Origin of the sequence: Planktothrix sp. FACHB-1365, from assembly GCF_014697575.1 — a bacterium.
GTDB lineage: Bacteria > Cyanobacteriota > Cyanobacteriia > Cyanobacteriales > Microcoleaceae > Planktothrix.
This window is the reverse complement of record NZ_JACJSC010000004.1, coordinates 130,819-149,325: the sequence shown is the minus strand read 5'-3', so window position 1 is coordinate 149,325 and position 18,507 is coordinate 130,819. Positions and strand designations below refer to the sequence as shown.

At 41.2% G+C, this 18,507-nt stretch carries 14 protein-coding genes; 9 read left to right on the top strand and 5 right to left on the bottom strand.

Annotation, left to right across the window (positions count from 1 at the left end; translation table 11 throughout):
• Positions 1 to 31 precede the first annotated feature (31 nt).
• From H6G57_RS08060 to H6G57_RS08045, 4 genes are all read left to right on the top strand, one after another.
• A complete protein-coding gene (locus H6G57_RS08060) occupies positions 32 to 844 on the top strand; it encodes an SDR family oxidoreductase (RefSeq protein WP_190517504.1) in 813 nt (270 codons plus the stop codon).
• A 735-nt stretch (positions 845 to 1,579) separates the two neighbouring features.
• The gene (locus tag H6G57_RS08055) at positions 1,580 to 3,886 is read left to right on the top strand and encodes an ATP-binding protein (protein ID WP_190517502.1); all 2,307 of its coding nucleotides are present in this window, start codon (positions 1,580 to 1,582) and stop codon (positions 3,884 to 3,886) included.
• Positions 3,864 to 4,280, top strand: a complete 417-nt coding sequence (locus tag H6G57_RS08050; RefSeq protein WP_228041397.1) for a response regulator — start codon at positions 3,864 to 3,866, stop codon at positions 4,278 to 4,280. Before H6G57_RS08055 ends, H6G57_RS08050 begins: the two co-directional genes overlap by 23 nt.
• A 31-nt stretch (positions 4,281 to 4,311) precedes the next feature.
• On the top strand, positions 4,312 to 5,664 hold the full coding sequence (locus H6G57_RS08045) for a hybrid sensor histidine kinase/response regulator (protein ID WP_242048905.1): 1,353 nt from the start codon (positions 4,312 to 4,314) through the stop codon (positions 5,662 to 5,664).
• Positions 5,665 to 5,681: 17 nt separating this feature from the next.
• Here H6G57_RS08045 and H6G57_RS08040 read toward each other — a convergent pair whose 3' ends face one another.
• Positions 5,682 to 6,680: an ABC transporter substrate-binding protein gene (locus tag H6G57_RS08040; protein WP_199314084.1), complete on the bottom strand. Its 999-nt coding sequence runs from the start codon at positions 6,678 to 6,680 to the stop codon at positions 5,682 to 5,684.
• A 29-nt stretch (positions 6,681 to 6,709) separates the two neighbouring features.
• On the opposite strand from H6G57_RS08040, the gene H6G57_RS08035 reads away from it, so the two are divergent.
• Entirely contained in the window at positions 6,710 to 8,437 is a 1,728-nt protein-coding gene (locus H6G57_RS08035; protein WP_190517500.1) for a trypsin-like peptidase domain-containing protein, read from the top strand.
• Between the two features lie 342 nt (positions 8,438 to 8,779).
• Complete coding sequence (locus H6G57_RS08030) at positions 8,780 to 8,995, top strand: hypothetical protein (RefSeq protein ID WP_190517499.1); 216 nt, start codon at positions 8,780 to 8,782, stop codon at positions 8,993 to 8,995.
• Between the two features lie 71 nt (positions 8,996 to 9,066).
• On the opposite strand, the gene H6G57_RS08025 is transcribed toward H6G57_RS08030, so the two are convergent.
• Positions 9,067 to 11,256 carry a tetratricopeptide repeat protein gene (locus tag H6G57_RS08025; protein ID WP_242048904.1) on the bottom strand — a complete coding sequence of 730 codons (2,190 nt, stop codon included), beginning with the start codon at positions 11,254 to 11,256 and terminating at the stop codon, positions 9,067 to 9,069.
• Between the two features lie 324 nt (positions 11,257 to 11,580).
• Here H6G57_RS08025 and H6G57_RS08020 point away from each other — a divergent pair, with 324 nt between their 5' ends.
• On the top strand, positions 11,581 to 12,282 hold the full coding sequence (locus H6G57_RS08020) for a glycoside hydrolase family 108 protein (protein ID WP_375539511.1): 702 nt from the start codon (positions 11,581 to 11,583) through the stop codon (positions 12,280 to 12,282).
• A gap of 52 nt (positions 12,283 to 12,334) precedes the next feature.
• Here the strand turns inward: H6G57_RS08020 and H6G57_RS08015 are convergent, their stop codons facing one another.
• Positions 12,335 to 13,993 carry a M23 family metallopeptidase gene (locus H6G57_RS08015; RefSeq protein WP_190517497.1) on the bottom strand — a complete coding sequence of 553 codons (1,659 nt, stop codon included), beginning with the start codon at positions 13,991 to 13,993 and terminating at the stop codon, positions 12,335 to 12,337.
• A gap of 33 nt (positions 13,994 to 14,026) precedes the next feature.
• Positions 14,027 to 14,884 carry a biotin--[acetyl-CoA-carboxylase] ligase gene (locus tag H6G57_RS08010; protein ID WP_242048903.1) on the bottom strand — a complete coding sequence of 286 codons (858 nt, stop codon included), beginning with the start codon at positions 14,882 to 14,884 and terminating at the stop codon, positions 14,027 to 14,029.
• A 20-nt stretch (positions 14,885 to 14,904) separates the two neighbouring features.
• Between H6G57_RS08010 and pgeF the strand changes: the two genes are divergently transcribed.
• Together pgeF and H6G57_RS08000 are read left to right on the top strand one after the other, a co-directional pair.
• A complete protein-coding gene (pgeF, locus tag H6G57_RS08005; RefSeq protein ID WP_190517495.1) occupies positions 14,905 to 15,681 on the top strand; it encodes a peptidoglycan editing factor PgeF in 777 nt (258 codons plus the stop codon).
• A 172-nt stretch (positions 15,682 to 15,853) separates the two neighbouring features.
• Positions 15,854 to 16,462: a CPP1-like family protein gene (locus H6G57_RS08000; RefSeq protein ID WP_190517493.1), complete on the top strand. Its 609-nt coding sequence runs from the start codon at positions 15,854 to 15,856 to the stop codon at positions 16,460 to 16,462.
• Positions 16,463 to 16,583: 121 nt separating this feature from the next.
• Here H6G57_RS08000 and ftsH3 read toward each other — a convergent pair whose 3' ends face one another.
• A complete protein-coding gene (gene ftsH3 / locus H6G57_RS07995) occupies positions 16,584 to 18,422 on the bottom strand; it encodes an ATP-dependent zinc metalloprotease FtsH3 (protein WP_190517492.1) in 1,839 nt (612 codons plus the stop codon).
• Positions 18,423 to 18,507 lie beyond the last annotated feature (85 nt).

Genomic DNA, 18,507 nt, shown 5'->3' with positions numbered 1-18,507 from the left:
TTTATAAAGCATAAACCCATGATTTTATCCTATGACATCAACCGTTTTAATTACAGGCGCGTCTCAAGGAACTGGTAAAGCAACCGCTTTATTATTTGCACAGAAGGGCTACAATGTGATTTTAGCAGCACGGGAACCCGAACGTTTAGAAGCTGTTGCGGAGGAAGTTTTATCATTAGGGGTTTCAACCTTAGCGATTCCTACGGATGTCACCGATATTGATCAGGTTCGCTATTTAGTCGAAAAAGCTTTAGATTATTATGAAACCCTTGATGTTTTAGTAAATAATGCTGGGATTTGTTTGACCGCATCCGTTGAACATACAACTTTAGAAGATTGGCATTTATTAATGAATACTAATTTCTTTGGTTATGTCAATTTAATTCATGCTTTATTACCCCATTTTTTAGCTCAAAAACAGGGAACTATTGTGAATGTAGGTTCCTTTGGAGGGAAAATTCCTTTTCCGCAAATGGCTGCCTATTGTGCGAGTAAATATGCTGTGGTTGGATTAACGGAATCCTTGAGATTAGAAGTACAGAAAAAGGGGATTCAGGTTTGTGCCGTTCATCCGGGTATTATTAATAGTAATTTTATGGAACGAGCGCAATTTCGAGGGGAAAATGAGTTAGAAATTGAACAATTGCGTCAACGTTTGGACTCTGCTTTAGCGTCTACCTGGGTGAGTCAACCGGAAGATATTGCTCAAGCCATTTGGAATGCGGTTGAGAAAAAACAAAGTGAAGTGATCGTTGGCCCTGCTGTATTAGCGACAGAAACCTATCGATTATTCCCTGGATTAATGGAGTGGGTTTTGAATCAATCAAGCGTTATGAGCCCTTAAGAAACTAAACTATAGCGCTACGCGCGAGGGAACAGGGAACAGGGAACAGGGAACAGTAAGAAGTGAAAGGGTTTTAGAGTTTAAAAATGTCAAACACCGTAATGCGTAGCGCTATATAAAGTTTGATTTGAGTTCAGATATTAAGCCGGGGCTCAAGACTTTTTTTTTCTATGTCAGGAGACCTAGAGAATTAAACAGCGAATTCTTTAGATTAAAAAAATTAAAGGTTTTAATCTGGCTAATCCTTGATTTTTATCTCCTTTCTCCTGACTCCTTCGGTGAGTATGTATACTTTTTTAAACAAAAATAAAGAATTATAGGGAAATATCTCAAATTAGTATTATTTCAATCCTTTTTGACAGCTTGAACAAATGCTATACTAAGGAGATAACAGCCTATAAGGGCCGAGGAAAATCATCTTAAACCCTCAACGTGCAATCTTTAAATCAAAACTCAGATCAGGTTGACTTCGGCGGGGAAATGGATGAGTTACGTTTATAAGCAAATAGGAGTTCTACCGTTCGGTTTGAAGCATTTTTCAATTCCTTGAAAGCCTTGATCAAGTTAAGTCTAAGGGGAGGAATTTACCAAAAATCGCCTTTTGTTTCTGAGATTTATAAATCCACTCGTTGAGGCAAAATCAAATTCAACGCCAGGGATTCACAAAGAAGGGAGAGGGAATCTGCATCAGGATCACCTTCATTTCCCGGTCAATATGGATTCAGGAGAATCGTTATGGTAGAGATAAACATACAAGACAATCGGTTGAGCTTAAGAAATTTAGATGAACAACCCATCCATATTTTAAGCCAAATTCAACCTCATGGCGTGTTATTCGTTTTAGAAGAACCCGACCTCAGAATTTTACAAGTCAGTAGTAATATTGAATCAATTTTAGGGATTTCTCCTGAAATAATGGTTCATAACCATTTGTCGGATTTACTTGACCCGTTTCAAATGGAACGAATAGAAACTGGACTCAAACAAGATAACCTGGATTTTATTAACCCGACTAAAATTTGGTTCCGAGTTAAAGGCGATGATTATGTAATTTTTGATGGGGTCTTTCATCGTAATTCCGAAGGGTATTTAGTTTTAGAATTAGAACCCACAACGTCCCAAGAAAATATTCCGTTCTTAAGTTTTTATCATTTAGCCAGAGTTTCGATTAATCAACTTGAAGCTTCTGCAAATTTACGAGATTTTTGTCAAATTATTGTCAAGGAAGTGCGAAAAGTCACCGGATTTGACCGGGTGATGTTATATAAATTTGATGAAGATGGACATGGAGAGGTTATTGCTGAAGAAAAACGCGAGGAAATGGAACCCTATTTAGGGCTACATTATCCTGAATCAGATATCCCTAAACCCGCAAGACGGATGTTTAGTTCTAATTGGATTCGCTTAATTCCTGATGCGGCTACCGAACCCGTTAAACTGTTTCCAGAAGTCAATCCCATCAGCCATCGACCGACCGATTTAACCTGTTCTATTCTTCGCAGTCCTTCTTCTTGCCATCTGCAATATTTACACAATATGGGAGTCGGTTCTTCCTTAACCATTTCCTTAATTAAAGAAGGAAAACTTTGGGGATTAATTGCCTGTCATCACCTCACCCCCAAATATGTTTCCTATGAACTACGGAAAGCTTGCGAATTTTTAGGACGAGTAATTTTTTCTGAACTTTCTGAACGGGAAGAAACAGAAGATTATGACTATCGGATTCAATTAACCTATATTCAATCAGCCTTGATTGATTATATGGCTCAGGAAGAAAACTTTATTGATGGTTTAATTAAACATCAACCTAATTTATTAGATTTAACCAATGCTCAAGGGGCTGCCATTTATTTTGGAGGACAATTTACTTTAATCGGTGAAACTCCTCCCGAAGAAGACTTAAATTTCTTAGTTCAATGGCTGCGGAAACAGGGCGATGAAGAAGCTTTTTATACCGATTCTTTGCCTCGAATTTATTCCGATGCTGAACGATTTAAAGCCGTTGGAAGTGGGGTGTTAGCCATTCCCATTTCTAATAAAAATTATGTCCTGTGGTTTCGTCCTGAAGTCATTCAAACAGTGAAATGGGGGGGAAATCCAAGTCAAGCCTTTGAAACCACCCACAGCGACGGTCAAGTTTTTCTCTCTCCTCGAAAATCCTTTGAACAGTGGAAAGAAACCGTTCGCTTAAAATCTCTCCCTTGGAAACAGATTGAAATTAAAATGGCTTTAGAATTGCGAAAAGCCATTATTAATATTGTCCTGCGACAAGCGGATGAATTAGCCCAATTAGCCCATGATTTAGAACGGTCTAACGCCGAGTTGAAAAAGTTTGCTTATGTGGCATCTCATGATTTGCAAGAGCCCTTAAATCAAGTAGCAAACTATGTACAACTGTTAGAAATGCGTTATCAAAAAGCCCTCGATGACGATGCTAAGGAATTTATTACCTATGCCGTTGAAGGGGTGAGTTTAATGCAAACCCTAATTGATGATGTGTTAGCCTATTCTAAAGTGGATATGCAGGGGATTGAGTTTCAATTTACTGAAGTTGAAACCGCTTTAGATCGAGCGTTATCCAACTTACGAAAACGCATTGCAGAAAGTCGCACTATCATTACCCATGACCCTATGCCAACGGTGATGGCGGATAGCACTCAACTGATGCAATTGTTTCAAAATTTAATTGGCAATGCGATTAAATTTCGGAGTGATAAACCGCCAGAAATTCATATCGGAGCACAACGGATTGAAGATGCTTGGTTGTTCTCAGTTCAGGATAATGGAATTGGGATTGATTCGCAATTTGCAGAACGAATTTTTATCATTTTCCAACGTCTGCACACGCGAGATGAATACCCCGGTACAGGTATGGGATTAGCAATTTGTAAAAAAATTGTAGAATGCCATCGGGGGAAAATCTGGGTTGAATCTGAACTTGATTTAGGTTCAACATTCTACTTTACAATTCCTGTAGGAGGACGCGAACGTGAGCGCCGAAATGGACGAAAAATCCAAAATGATCTTTTTGGTCGAGGATAATAAAGCCGATATCCGTCTCATCCAAGAAGCCTTAAAAGATAGCCAACTCCCGCATGAAGTTGTAACCGTTAGAAATGGGGTTGATGCCATGGCATATCTTCGCCAAGAAGGAGAATATGTCGATGCACCTCGCCCCGATTTAATTCTTCTGGATTTAAACTTACCCCGAAAGGATGGGCGTGAAGTTTTAGCTGAGATTAAAGCTGACCCTAGCTTAAAACGAATTCCTGTCGTTGTCTTGACGACTTCCCACAATGAAGAGGATATTCATCATAGCTATAACCTTCATGTCAATTGTTATATTACAAAATCTCGTAACTTGAGCCAACTTTTTACAATTGTGCGAGGAATAGAAGAATTTTGGCTGAAAACTGTTACCTTACCTTGTGATTAAATTATCCTTTTAAGTAGGAGAAGGATTAATAATGCGGCAAATTTGGAACCCTGAAGGAACTTGGAAGAAACAAGAAGCTCAGTATGTATTTTCCGTAGATTCAGAAAGTTTACCTCGCTATTGCGAACCTACGAAAAGTCCAAGTTCCTATGTTCTTTATTCTGCCTCTTCTTCATCTTTCTCCTTATTAGGAAGGGAGGGGAGCAATTCAACGATGAGGCCCGCTAGTTCAGTGAAAATCTTGTTGATTGAAGACAACCTCGCTGAAGCGCGATTCTTGCAGGAATTGTTGAAAGATTCTCTGTGTCAACCCTTCAGTGTGGTTCATGTTAAACGTCTAGGAGAAGCCTTAAAGGAATTAGAGAACACGATTTTTGATGTCGTTTTATTAGATTTAACCCTTCCCGATAGTCAAGGGTTAGAATCCTTAGCGCGTTTGATTGAAAAAATACCCAGTTTACCGATTGTCGTTTTAACGAATACCAATGACGATGAATTAGCCATTAGGGCGGTGCGTCAGGGGGCACAAGATTATTTAATTAAACGACAAATCAATGGAACCGTTTTAGTGCGTTCTTTGCGCTATGCCATTGAACGAAAGCATACCTTGGAAAGTTTAAAAGCGATGAATCAAGCTTTAGAAATGCGTGTCCAAGAAAGTACCCAAGAATTAGTAAAAGCTCAGGAACAAAATCAACTGAGATCTGAATTTGTTTCCATGATTTCTCATGATATTAAAAATCCTTTAAATACGATTTTGGCTTCCACCGTATTACTGCAAGATTATGAGCAGAAATTATCCCAAGAAAAAAAAGTGACTTTATTTCAACGGATTCGGTCTGCTAGTAAAAATATGGCTCAATTATTAGATGAAGTTTTATTAATTGGAGAAGCGGATTCCGGTCAACTTCAATATCAACCGAGTGTGATCAATTTAGATGTTTTTTGTCACCAATTAGTTGAAGAAATACACTTAACTTCGGGTGAAAACTATCAAATTAATCTGGATTTAAAATTGAGTTTTAAAGACGTTGTTGTGGATTCTAATTTATTAAGAAGAATTTTAATGAATTTATTAGAAAATGCCGTTAAATATTCTCCGCAATCTCACAGCATTCAATTTGATGTAGTGGTTCAAAATCAAACCATTGATTTCTGTATTCAAGATCAAGGCATTGGAATTCCGAGCGATTCATTTCCCCTACTCTTTGAACCCTTCCATCGCGCTAAAAATGTAGGGTCTATACCCGGTACAGGGTTAGGTTTAGCCATTGTTAAACATTGTGTAGAGGCTCACAGAGGTAAAATTTGGGTTGATAGTCAAATCGGGATTGGAACCACCTTTATTGTCCGTTTACCTCTGATCAAAGCTAGTGAACTATAGGAAACTTGATTCCCCTTCTACTCAATCTTTTGATCTGCCTTTCTTAACACAGATTCAGGAATTTTTACCCCCATTGCTGTCGCTGATTTCATATTAATAAAGAGTTGGAGTTTCTCAACAGATTTTACGGGAATATTCCCCGGACTTTCCCCCTTTAAAACTTGTAAGACGACCTTTCCCGTTTGTCGCCCGACATCATAATAATTAAAGCTTAATCCTGCCATAGCTCCCCGTTTAACTGAATCCGTATCGGCGGCATAAATCGGAATTTTATTGTCAATTCCCACTTGAATTACTGACTCTAAAGCGGATACAATGGTATTATCCGTTGGAATATAAATCGCCTCCACTTTCCCCACTAAACTCCGGGCAGAAGTTGCCACATCACTTGACCGATTTGCAGTCGCTTCCACCACTGTTAATCCCCGTTTTGTCGCTTCTATTTTCAATAAATCTACTAAGGAAACCGAGTTCGCTTCCCCAGCATTATAAATTACCCCTAATCGTTTCACCGTTGGAGTTATTTCTTGAATTAAATCAAGCTGTTTGTTAATCGGAGATAAATCCGTTACTCCCGTTACTAACCCTCCGGGTTTTTCTAAATTATTGACTAATTTTGCCCCTAAAGGGTCAGTAACAGCCGCAAAAATTACCGGAATATTTCTTGCGACGGCTACCGAAGCTTGGGCGGAAGGAGTCGCAATTGCAACAATTACATCCGGGTTTTCCCCCACAAATTTATTCGCAATTTGGGTTGCGGTTGAAGGATTGCCTTGGGCACTTTCCCACTCCCATTTTAAGGTTTCTCCGGCTTTCAATCCAGCCGCTGCTAATTCATCTTGAATTCCCTTCCGGGTCGCATCTAAAGACGGATGTTCTACAATTTGAGTCACAGCAACAAACTTTTGGGGAATTTTTGAATCCGAGGTTGAAGAAGATTGTCCCGAAGCACATCCTAACAAGGCACTCATCAGGGTTGTCGCAATCAACGCCGATCTTACGTTAAACTCGATCATATCTTAAGATTGAATAAGTTTGATTTAATATGAATTTACTGAAAAATTTTATTAAAATTTTCCATCAAAACCGGGGTGCAATTGTTCTCAGTATTCCCTTGATGAGTCTTGCGATTCCGGTTCTCCCTCAGTCTTTTCCTTTCCCCATCTCTACCCCTCAAGAAATTGCCTTATCTCCCGCCGAAGTCAATACCATTGCGGGAGAAATTACCGTTAGAATTGATGGCCCAAAAGGCGGATCGGGATTTATTGTAGAAAAGCAAGGAAATACTTATTATGTGTTAACCAATTGGCACGTTGTTAATCGTGTGGGAGACTATGAAATTGTCACCTCCGATGGTAAACGCCACTTTGTTTATTATAGTTTAATTCAACAACTTCCTAACCTCGATTTAGCCTTAATTCCCTTTAGTAGTTCCCAACGGTATCCTGTGGCAATTTCTGCTGATTCTAATCAAATTCAGCCGGGGAGTTCCATCTATGTAGCCGGATGGCCCCGTTCAGGAAGTTCCCTCGGACAGCGACTTTTTTTAAGTACCAATGGAACCCTCAGCGAACGTCAACAACCCCGTTTAGGATATAGTTTAGTTTACACGAATTTAGTCAGAAGTGGAATGAGTGGCGGCCCAATTTTAGATCCCGAAGGAAAGGTAATTGGAGTCAATGGAATTGTTCAGTTAGGTACAAATCCCGATAAAATTGTTTCGGCGGGAATCCCAATTAATTATTTTTTAGATTGGCGAAAAACCGCAAGATTATCTTCAATTCCCACCCCCCCAAATAATTCTGCACCTGTCACCACTAATCGTGATCTAAATTCTCCCGCCAACCCTCCTAATACCGTTGCTGCGGTGAATAATTCTTTTTCTTTAGCAACAACAATTACAGAACAATCAGGAGAAATTTTAGCCTTAGCGTTATCTTTTCCTTATATTATTACTGGAAATAGTAATGGCACCCTTTCGATTTGGAATGTGACCACCAGTGGACTAACTCGCACCCTAAGTGCTCATCAAGGATCTATTCATAGTATTACCCTCAGTCGAGATAGTCAATATTTAGTCACGGGGGGTGAAGATGGATTGATTAAAATTTGGGATTTAGCCACCGGATTAAAATCAGCAACATTACCCTTAATTCAAACGATTCCAGCCCATAATAGTGCGGTTTTAGCTGTTGGGTTGAGTCCTGATGGTCAAAAAATCGCTAGTGGAAGTTGGGATAAAACCATTAAACTTTGGGATGCTAAAACGGGTCAATTCTTGAAAACCTTTATCGGACATGAACAGTTAGTTGATGCGATCGCATTTAGTCCCGATGGTAAAATTTTAGTCAGTGGAAGTAAAGATAGTAGTATTAAACTTTGGAATATCGAAACCGGAGAATTAATTCGGACATTAAAAGGTCATGAATTATCCGTTTTATCCTTAGCCATTAGTCCTGATGGTGAAACCTTAGCCAGTGGAAGTGCAGATGGAACAATTGCTTTATGGAAATTAAAAACAGGTCAACCTATTCGTCGTTTAAGCGGTCATACCGATGGGGTTTGGTCAATCGTAATCACGACGGATGGTAAAACCTTAATTAGTGGAAGTTGGGATAAAACGGTGAAACTATGGGATTTAGCAACGGGTCAATTAAAAGGCAATTTAAAAGGTCACTCTGGTTACATTAATGCAGTAATTATTAGTCCTGATGGTAAAACTATAGTCAGTGGCGGATGGGATGGACAAGTGAAGGTTTGGAATCGTCCTTAATTTCCTGAACTCATCATTATGAGTTTATTGGAGTTAGACTCGCCATTTCAGAAAAATTGAGATAAACTAAAGATACCCTCTACCCACAAAACTGCCTGTTCAGGAAATGTCTGTTTTGATACAGCAATCTATAAGCCTGGAATAATTTAACATCTTTTTTTTCTACTGTTCCTGTAATTGATCACAATAAAAATAGAGGTTTTAAACCCTTGAAAATCACGGAAAAGCAAACAATTTTTTGAGTTCCTCGTATTTCCATCTAAATGTGCTTGTCGCTTTTAATAACCTAGAAATTCTTTCAGAGGTTAAGTTTTTTATTGAGATTTAGGAGAATTATTGAGTATGGGTGCAATCCATAAGCTGGTTAACCAAGCTTTAGAACAAGGTTATTTAACTCTAAACGTTGAAGAAGAACTTAGACAATTGTTACAAACCACCAAATATAGCCAAGAAGATTTTGAAGCGTTTATTCGATTACAAAATGCAGCGATTGATGGGTTAGTTAAACAAGAGTCCCGTGAACGCTTAATCCACTTAAAGATAGCCCTTGCTTCTTAATCCAGATTAACGCTAGGGTACATTAGGCGGAATTGACAACCGAACAAATGCCAGGATCAATCCGCCGCACCCTAGGATTTTTTAACCGTTAATTGCTGTAAAATATCATATAAATCCTGAGCAAATTGTTGAGGATTCCAAAGCGGAGCTAAAGGTTCAGATTGCTTAGATTGAATTAACTTTTGTTGAACGGATTTTCTTAACGCTTGATCTTGACCTAAACGTACTCCCCAGTTAATATAGTCTTTCCAAGACTCAGCAATTCCTTCTTGAATTGATAATCCTTGTAAGAAAGAATAACCCATCCGCGATAAAAATTGTTCTCCTTTTCGAGTCACCACCGGAACATTAAACCATAATGCTTCTAAGGTATGAGTTCCGCCATTATAGGGATAGGAATCTAACAGAATATCGGCGATCGCATAAATTTTTCGGTGTTCTTCCTCCTGGGGAAAACGAGGTAAGAATTTAATCCGATGTTTTCCCACCCCCACCGCATCACAAACTTGGCGATAGGTTGAAATCACAACGTCTTGATCCGCCAAACCTTTATAAATTAAAATACTATCAGGAACCTGTTTGAGAATTTCAATTTGAGCTTTTGCTAATTCAGCATTAAATTTCCGACCCGAAGCTACACATAAATAAACAATTTGATCAGAACTAATGCGGTAAGATTGTCGAACTTTAATCGGTTCAACTAAATCTCGATTAAAACCCGAAACTGCCATAAACGAGTTTGGCATCCGTAACAATTGTTCTGTATAATATTTTTCAGTTCCTTGAGGATGAGTATAGGAATCCCCTAAAAAATAAGTTTGATTAGAAATTTGTAACGCATCAAACCCTAACCAAGAAATACAAATAGGAACGGGTTTTTGATAAAAAATATCAGCATGAATCGGTAAACTTAAGGCATCTAAATCTAACAGAATATCAATTTCATCCGTCTTAATTTCTTGAATAATTTCTTCCGGTGTGGGTAAGCCATTGGGATAATATTTGGGAATAAAAAATTTATGGGCGATCGCTTCAAATAACGGTGTGCGATCATCTGTTTGTAGGCGATCCGTACAATAGAGATAAAGATTAACCGATAAATTCGATAACTCCCGCAACACATCTAAACTACACCACCCGACCGAATGGCGATTAAAATGGTTCGATAAAATCCCAATTCTTAAGGGAGAGTGGGGAAATGAGGCAGGAATCTGATCCGAAACTTGTGGATATTTCGGTTTAAGAATAGTCTCAATATATCGTTTCGTAATTCGATGATGAAGCTTAATATTTTTATTCAAATCATCCCTTAAATAGGGCATACTAAACAGTAAATTAGAGTAAAGAGATTTAATTTCTACTAAAGTGGTTCGATCTAATTTAGAATAAAGTTGAGATTCTAACTTCAAAAAACGCTCTTTAGCAATATAATTTAACCCCGATACTTGATAGGTACTAATATTATAAATTGCCGCCATGATCGGATCAATTTCACCACAACATTCCACATACCGATCCACCGCTTTTCGGGCGGCTGCTAAATTACTACTATCGCGGTAAATTCCACATAAATGTTGATGAGCTAAGGGCAAATTCGGTTTGAGTTCTATGGCTTTTTCTAAGACCGGAATGGCTTCTTTATATTTGCCTTGATGTCGTAACACCATTCCCATTTGACCATAGGCTTCTGCAAAATCCGGCTTCAATTCAATCACTTTTTTCCAAGTTGCGATCGCCTCTTCTACTTTTCCTTGGAGCGCCAATTGATTCCCTTGATTAAATAGAACTTCAGCCCCACCCAATTGCGGATTTAAAGCTAAAGCCCGTTGTTCTGAAACTTGAGCTTCTGCATCCTGTCCTAAGTGTTTTAAAACTTTGGCTAAATTCCAATGAACAGCGGCTAAATCCGGTTGTAAATTCACTGCTTGGCGATAACTTTTAATCGCTAATTCTAGTTGTCCTTGTCGGTAAAACATACTTCCCAAATTAGCATGGGCTTGGGCTAAATTGGGGTTAATTTGTAAAGCTTGTTGATAGGAACGAATCGCCTCTTGCAGTTGACTTTGGGCTTGATAAATATTCCCCATCGTCACATAAGCTAACGCCCAGTTCGGTTCCATCGCGATCGCCTGTTGACACGCGGTAATCGCCTCAGCATACAATTTCTGAGCATAATAACGTTCCGCCACTTCTGTCCACCCTTGGGGACTATTAGGCTGCATAATAACGGGATCAGAGGATTGATTCGGATTCACGGACATTGAGTTATCAGTTATCAGTTATCAGTTATCAGTTATCAGTTATCAGTTATCAGTTATCAGTAAGAGTGCGAAGTGCGAGGTACGGAGTGCGGGGCGCGTTATTTCTTCGTACTCCGCACTCCGCACTCCGCACTCTTGTATCAGTTATCAGTTATTGACACTCGTGGGTTGACCCTAGTGTAGAAACTAGGATACTACTGTCTGGCTCATTTTTTACAGTTATCACGATTTTTAATGTACACGGTCAACTGTTAACAGCTAACTGTCCACGGATCTGTTATCCTAGACTGTGACTTGTCGGTCTGGACTGCGCTAAATAGGATTATGGTAACTTTGATCCCCTCTAAACTGATGAATTGGAATTGGCAGCAAATGCTTCCTAAACAACTCAAAGCCAAACTCAAACCCCAAGCGATCACCGGAATGGTGTTACTCACCTTAGCATTTTCCGTAGCGATTGGGAGCCAAAGTTGGGCTAGGAATAAAATTAGAAGTGATTATGAAACCAAATTATTCAATGCAGCGTTAGGATTTACCCTTTATTTTGAAGGGGGATTAAGCGACCATCCCGCCGATATTGGGGGGAGAACTTACCGAGGAATTACCCAAGCTGAATATGATGCTTATCGGTCTCGCCGAGGTTTACCGGGCTTAGATGTCAGCCAAATGTCTGAAACTGAATTAATCGAAATTTATAATAGTTATTGGCAGGGAAGTGAATCTGCAAAAATGCACCCGGCTTTAGCAATTGTGATGTTTGATACTGCGGTTAACTTTGGAATTAATAACTCAATTACCTTTCTACAACAAGCATTAGGACTGCCTCAAACCGGAACCTTTGATCAACAAACCCGTGAAGCTTTAGAACGTGGCAATAACCAATATACTGCCTTACAAATCGTGAATGAACGGATTTTATATCGTTATAAACGGGTTCAAGAAAATCCCAGTCAAATGGCATTTTTTCACGGTTGGTTAAGTCGGGATTATAGTTTATGGGGTTATGTCGAAAAGATTAAAAATTAAGGGTTTTAAGGACTGATTAGTACCAATGCAGTATGAGATTTATTTTTAAACTCTACCCTGGACTTTTAATATTTTCGGCAAATCCAAAGTTAAGGGTTGGAGGCTCTAAATTAGGAATCATCACATCAATACCAGGAGGTAGAGGCGGTAATTTAGGTGTTCCGGTTTCTGCATCCTTCGTTTTTTCTGCTAATTTGGCAATAAACTCCGACGAAGGAACTTCCGCCACCTTCATCGTATTTAATAATTGAGCCAGTGCCACTTCAATATCATTACGCGGGTCAATAGCAACCCATCCTTGACTGGTCAGTTTCCGCAACTCAAAGTGTAAATGGGGCCCCGTTGACATCCCGGTACTTCCCACTCGTCCAATCACTTCCCCCTGTTTAACGGTTTCTCCCGGTTTCACAAACAGTTCGGATAAGTGACCATAGAGGGTTTCTTGAGACTTTTCCGTGTGATTGAGGACAACGGCCATCCCATAACCGCCTAACCAATCTGCAATGGATACCTGACCCGAATAGGACGCCACAACAGGAGTGCCTTCATCAGCCCCTAAATCAATCCCCGTGTGAAAACGGCCATAACCCAGAACCGGATGTTGTCGCCAACCAAACAACGAAGTAATCGGTGCTGGAATACTCAAGGGGAAAAGAACGCTAGTATCGCCATTTCCCCGAACCGCCGCAGGTCGTTGGGTGCGATTATAATAAGCCAAACCCGAATTGCTCATGCTGCTGACTGCAAGTGGGCCGACTTGAATCGGACTAAACCCACTAACAGCGACTTCTCCAGAATATGACCCACCATAACCATAATCAACAGGTTCAGGTTGCCAAGAAGAGGTATAACTTTCTTCAGAACCTCCCGCAAACGTCGGTGAGGAGTTAGCAACAAACCCATTAGAGTCAGAAGCGACCGTTCCCGGATTAACTAAGGGGTTAGGAATTGAGTTATTACTATTACCAATATAGGGACTATTGCTAATATAGGGAGTATTGCCAATATAGGGAGTATTACCAATATAGGGAGTATTTTCTATATTGGGAACTGGATTATTTTCTGCTTGATAAAGTTCAGACGGGTAGACTGGGGAGCATAAATCTCCCGCCGATTGTCCCAACTGTAACGCCGTTTCACATCCGGTTGAACGTTCTGAAAATACAACACTAGAGGGAGCTTCGTACCCATCCGTTGCACCCACTTGGTACTCCGTTGGATCAATATAAGCATTCGCCGGAGAATCTGCTGCGGGGGGTGGGTCTGGTAAAACAATTTCTTCTGGCGGTGGCGGGACAATATTAGGGATTTCCGGTTCCGATGGTTCGGAATTATATTCGGTTTCAGGATAATAAGTTGATTCTGGGGCGGGTTCAGAATAATAGGGATCAGGTTCTATAAAGTTATCCGTAACGGGTGCAGGGTCGCTATAAGTAACTTCCGGTTCAACCGGGGGTTCAGCATCAGGAACAAAGGCAGGATCACTATATTCTGTAGTCGTTTCAGGTGCTACGGGAGCAACGGTTTCCATCGGTTCACTCTCTACAGGAATCGAAAACTCATCCGTAGCAATGACACGGCTACTCAAGAGCACTAAACCACTCAGACAACTTAAACCCAAGAGAGCATAACGTCCTGACCACTGCTGTAAATGCCCGGGTCGGGTTTTGGGGGATGAATATTTTTTAAGGGGGTAACTGGGTTCCGTCATCTTCCTCACACAACCATTGATGATCTAACCGTTTTAACTGTAGCCGACACTTATTGTACCGGGCTTCAGGTCAATTTCTTGAGAAAACCCGATTTCGGTTTGGGGATACAGACCCACTCGGAGGTTTCCCTGTTCCGAAATACCGACAATCACACCCTGTTGATCTGCAATCGAGATCGGCTTGCCGATACAGGTTAACAGATGGGTATAATCCGTTAAGACTTTGTTAATAGTAGCACTAGATAATTGTTGAATGCCTAAATCTAATCCCAGTAAAACTAATGCTGCTAAAAATTCTAGGGATTGAATCGAAGAGGCTGTTGCAGAATCAGCAAAAAACCTTTGTAAATTAATCCCGATTTCAGGAACAACGTTACTCCAGTTGATGCCAACTCCGATCACCGCTTGGGTAATATAATGTTGAGAAATTTTGGTTTCGGTGAGAATTCCCCCCAATTTGCGCTGATTTAAAATTAAATCATTCGGCCATTTGAGTTGAACCGGACAACCGCGATCGCGCAAAATAGTGGCTATACCCCAGGCAGAACAGATGGTTAATTGGGCTTGTTGAGCCACAGAGAGCTTGAGAACCAAGGTTTTTGACAAAAATAACCCCCCCTGACTCGACTGCCATTGTCGGCCCCATTGTCCCCGTCCGGCCGTTTGTTGTCCAGCGATGACAACGGTTCCTGCTGGTTCACCTTGTTCTAACAGTTCCCAAGCCGTTTGATTTGTAGAAACTAAAGTATCAAAATAATGAATAGTTGGTAGTAGAGACGTGCCCTGGCGCGTCTCCATCAAGGTTTGTAAAGCAGATTGTAAACGAGATAAATTTAGGGTCACAGCAAATTGTTTAACTTCAGTTAAAATCAAAGCAGTTTTTAGTAGCAATATCTCCTAATCGTAATTTTATGCACACTTGGCACTGGCAAAGCTGGGATGGATTACCTTATTTAACTTGTAATTTGCTTAAAGATTGGCAACACGGCTTTTTTACCCGTTCCTTTAGTCCTCGCACACCCTCCGATTTAGTTGATGTTCTACAACCTTCAGTTCCAGTGTATCGAGTTAAACAAGTGCATGGAAATGTAGTATTAAAAACGGGAACTGTAGATCCTCTGGAGCCTTCAACCGCAGAAGATATTCTCCTTTTGGAAGCCGATGGTTTATTTGCAGAAAATTCCTCAGAAGCCGTTTGGGTGGCGACAGCAGATTGTGTTCCGGTGTTAATTGCAGATACTCAAACCGGAAAAGTGGCGGCGGTTCATGCGGGATGGCGAGGAACGGCTGCTAAAATTGTTCCTGAAGCGATCGCACATTTCCAAGCGGTCGGTAGTCAATTAGAGGATTTACGAGTGGCTTTAGGGCCAGCTATTTCCGGGGAAGTGTATCAAGTTTCTTTAGATGTCGCCACACAGTTAGCTGAAAGTCTGGCTTTCGATACCGAAGCAGAAGGATTAGAACCCATCTATCAACTCCCCAATTCCCCCTTACTTCCCGACCCTGAACCCCATAAAGTTCGCTTAGATGTACGACGGTTTAATCGCTTACAGCTAGAACAGTTAGGGATTACACCCGACCAAATCGCCATCGCTCCCTATTGTACCTATCAAGACCCCAATGCCTTCTTCTCCTACCGCCGAGACAACTTAAAAAAAGTCCAATGGTCAGGAATTGTCAGCCAATAATGAGGAGTGGCGTTGCTTCCACCCCAGATGTCAAGAGGGTTGGGAGGGACGCCACCCCTACGGCAAAATCATTTAATATGGAAGTAACAGTGAAAGTCTCTCAACAGAGCAACGCTTTGGATAGAGATTGAGTTAAGCTTACAGTTAATAAAACGGTATAAATAAAAGTCCGATGAGCGAGCAAAGTCCCTACGAACAGCTTGGGGTTACCGTTGATGCCTCCTTTGATGAAATTCAGGAAGCCCGGGATCGCCTAAAACAACAATATAGTGGTGAACGTAAGCTGCTTGAATCCATTGAAGCAGCTTATGATGCCATTTTGATGGATCGGCTAAAACTGCGACAAGAGGGCAAAATTAAAGTCCCTGAACGGATTCGTTTTCCTGAACGAGCGACCCCAACTCCCCCGCCCGGTTTGCAACCTCCAGCGAACAAAAAACCCAATTGGTTACAACAACTGCTGGATACTCCTAGCCGTGCTGATCTGCTATGGCCATCGGGAATTTATGCGGCGTTAGGGGGTTTAAGTTTATATCCCGGTTCGCCCGACTCAATTTTAACGCTGACCTTAGCCTTGGGGGTTGGATCTTGTCTGTATTTTCTCAACCGCAAAGAAAATAAGTTTGGTCGAGCCGTTTTATTAACGGTGACAGGTTTAATTACGGGGTTGTTGTTGGGGAGTTTACTCAGTTCATTGATTGGAACACCCTTAGCAGTAGAACAGTTTATTTCTCTAATCACTTTTACGATTTTGTGGCTTGTGAGTTGCTTTCTACGTTAATTCAAACGCGGTTAAAGTCTGATCAAAACCCCCGACTAATTTTAATAAAAAACAGGGCTGTTTTTCGGTTGAGAAATCCAGCCCTGTTCTTTTTAAATCGCTTTAATATTGAACCTTTTAATTAAGCGATCGCAGCCATTTTTACATCATTATTGGCTAATAAGTCTTGCAGTTCATCCGCATCTACCGTCTCTTTATCAATTAACAAATCCGCTAATTGATTCAGAACATGGCGGTTTTCTACTAATACTTGTTTAGCCCGTTTATAAGCTTCATCCACCAGTTGACGAACTTCTTCATCGATGGCAGAGGCGGTTTCTTCGGAAAAATCCCGTTCTGACATAATATCCCGTCCCAGGAAGATATTACCTTGTTGACGACCTAAAGCCACCGGGCCAAGGCGATCGCTCATGCCATAGCGAGTAATCATTTGACGCGCAACACGAGTCACCTGTTGTAAGTCATTAGAAGCGCCTGTCGTAACTTCTTCTTCCCCAAAGATAATTTCTTCAGCCACCCGACCACCCAAGGCGACGGCCATTTGATTTTGCAAATAAGAGCGACTGAATAAACCGGAGTCCATGCGTTCTTCACTGGGCATAAACCAGGTTAACCCCCCAGCCCGACCACGAGGAATAATACTAATTTTCTGTACGGGGTCATAGTCTGGCATTAACGCCCCAACTAAAGCGTGACCCGCTTCGTGATAAGCCACAAGGGTTTTACGTTTTTCGCTCATCACCCGATCTTTCTTCTCAGGCCCCGCTAACACCCGGTCAATGGCATCATTAACTTCATCCATTGAAATTTCCGTCAAGTTGCGACGGGCGGCTAAAATTGCGGCTTCGTTCAACAAATTGGATAAGTCCGCCCCAGTAAACCCAGGAGTCCGACGGGCAATTTTGTCCAAGTCCACATCTTTAGCCAAGGTTTTACCCCGTGCATGAACCCGGAGAATTTCTGAACGGCCGTTATAGTCGGGACGGTCAACAACGACTTGGCGGTCAAACCGACCTGGACGCATTAAAGCAGCATCTAAAACATCGGGACGGTTCGTGGCGGCAATAATAATAATTCCCGTATTACCTTCAAACCCATCCATTTCCGTTAATAACTGGTTCAGGGTTTGTTCCCGTTCATCGTTACCCCCTCCTAAACCAGCCCCCCGTTGACGACCAACGGCGTCAATTTCATCGATAAAGACGATACAAGGCGCATTGGCTTTGGCTTGTTCAAACAAGTCACGAACGCGGGATGCACCGACCCCGACGAACATTTCCACAAATTCTGAACCGGAAATACTAAAAAACGGAACTCCGGCTTCACCCGCAACAGCTTTGGCTAACAGGGTTTTCCCGGTTCCTGGGGGGCCGACTAATAACACCCCTTTGGGAATTTTCGCACCGACAGCCGTAAACCGATCAGCATTTTTCAGGAAGTCTACCACTTCGCTGAGTTCGAGTTTAGCTTGTTCAATACCCGCCACATCCCCAAAGGTGACTTGGGTTTGGGGTTCCATCTGCACTCTCGCTTTGGACTTGCCAAAGTTCATGGCTTGGCTACCAGGGCCATTCTGAGCGCGACGCAATAAAAAGAATAAACCCACTAAGAGCAAAACGGGGAAGAACAGACTGCTGAGGGCTTTAAACCAAAAGCTATCATCGTTCTGGGGTAGAACCGAAATATCAACATTATTTTGAGTCAGGATATCGATCAGTTCAGGATCGTTAGGGAGGTTCACTAAAATTTTATTCCCATCTTGAGCCGTGACTAAGGCTCTGGAACGATCAGAACTCAGGCTGACCCGTTCAACTTTATTACTCTTGACTTCTTGAATAAAGGTACTATACTTCCAGCTTTCCCGCGTTTGGGGCTGTTTGTCAAAAAAGGCGGTTGCTAATGCTAAGACGACAATGGCGAGCAGGGCGTATAACCCTGCATTTCTCCAGCGTTTGTTCACCGAGGTCTATCCTCCTACTGTTGCTGTGAGTCCACAGGACTCTGGTATTCTTATGCTATTGTTACTAATCTTAACGTATTTTTCA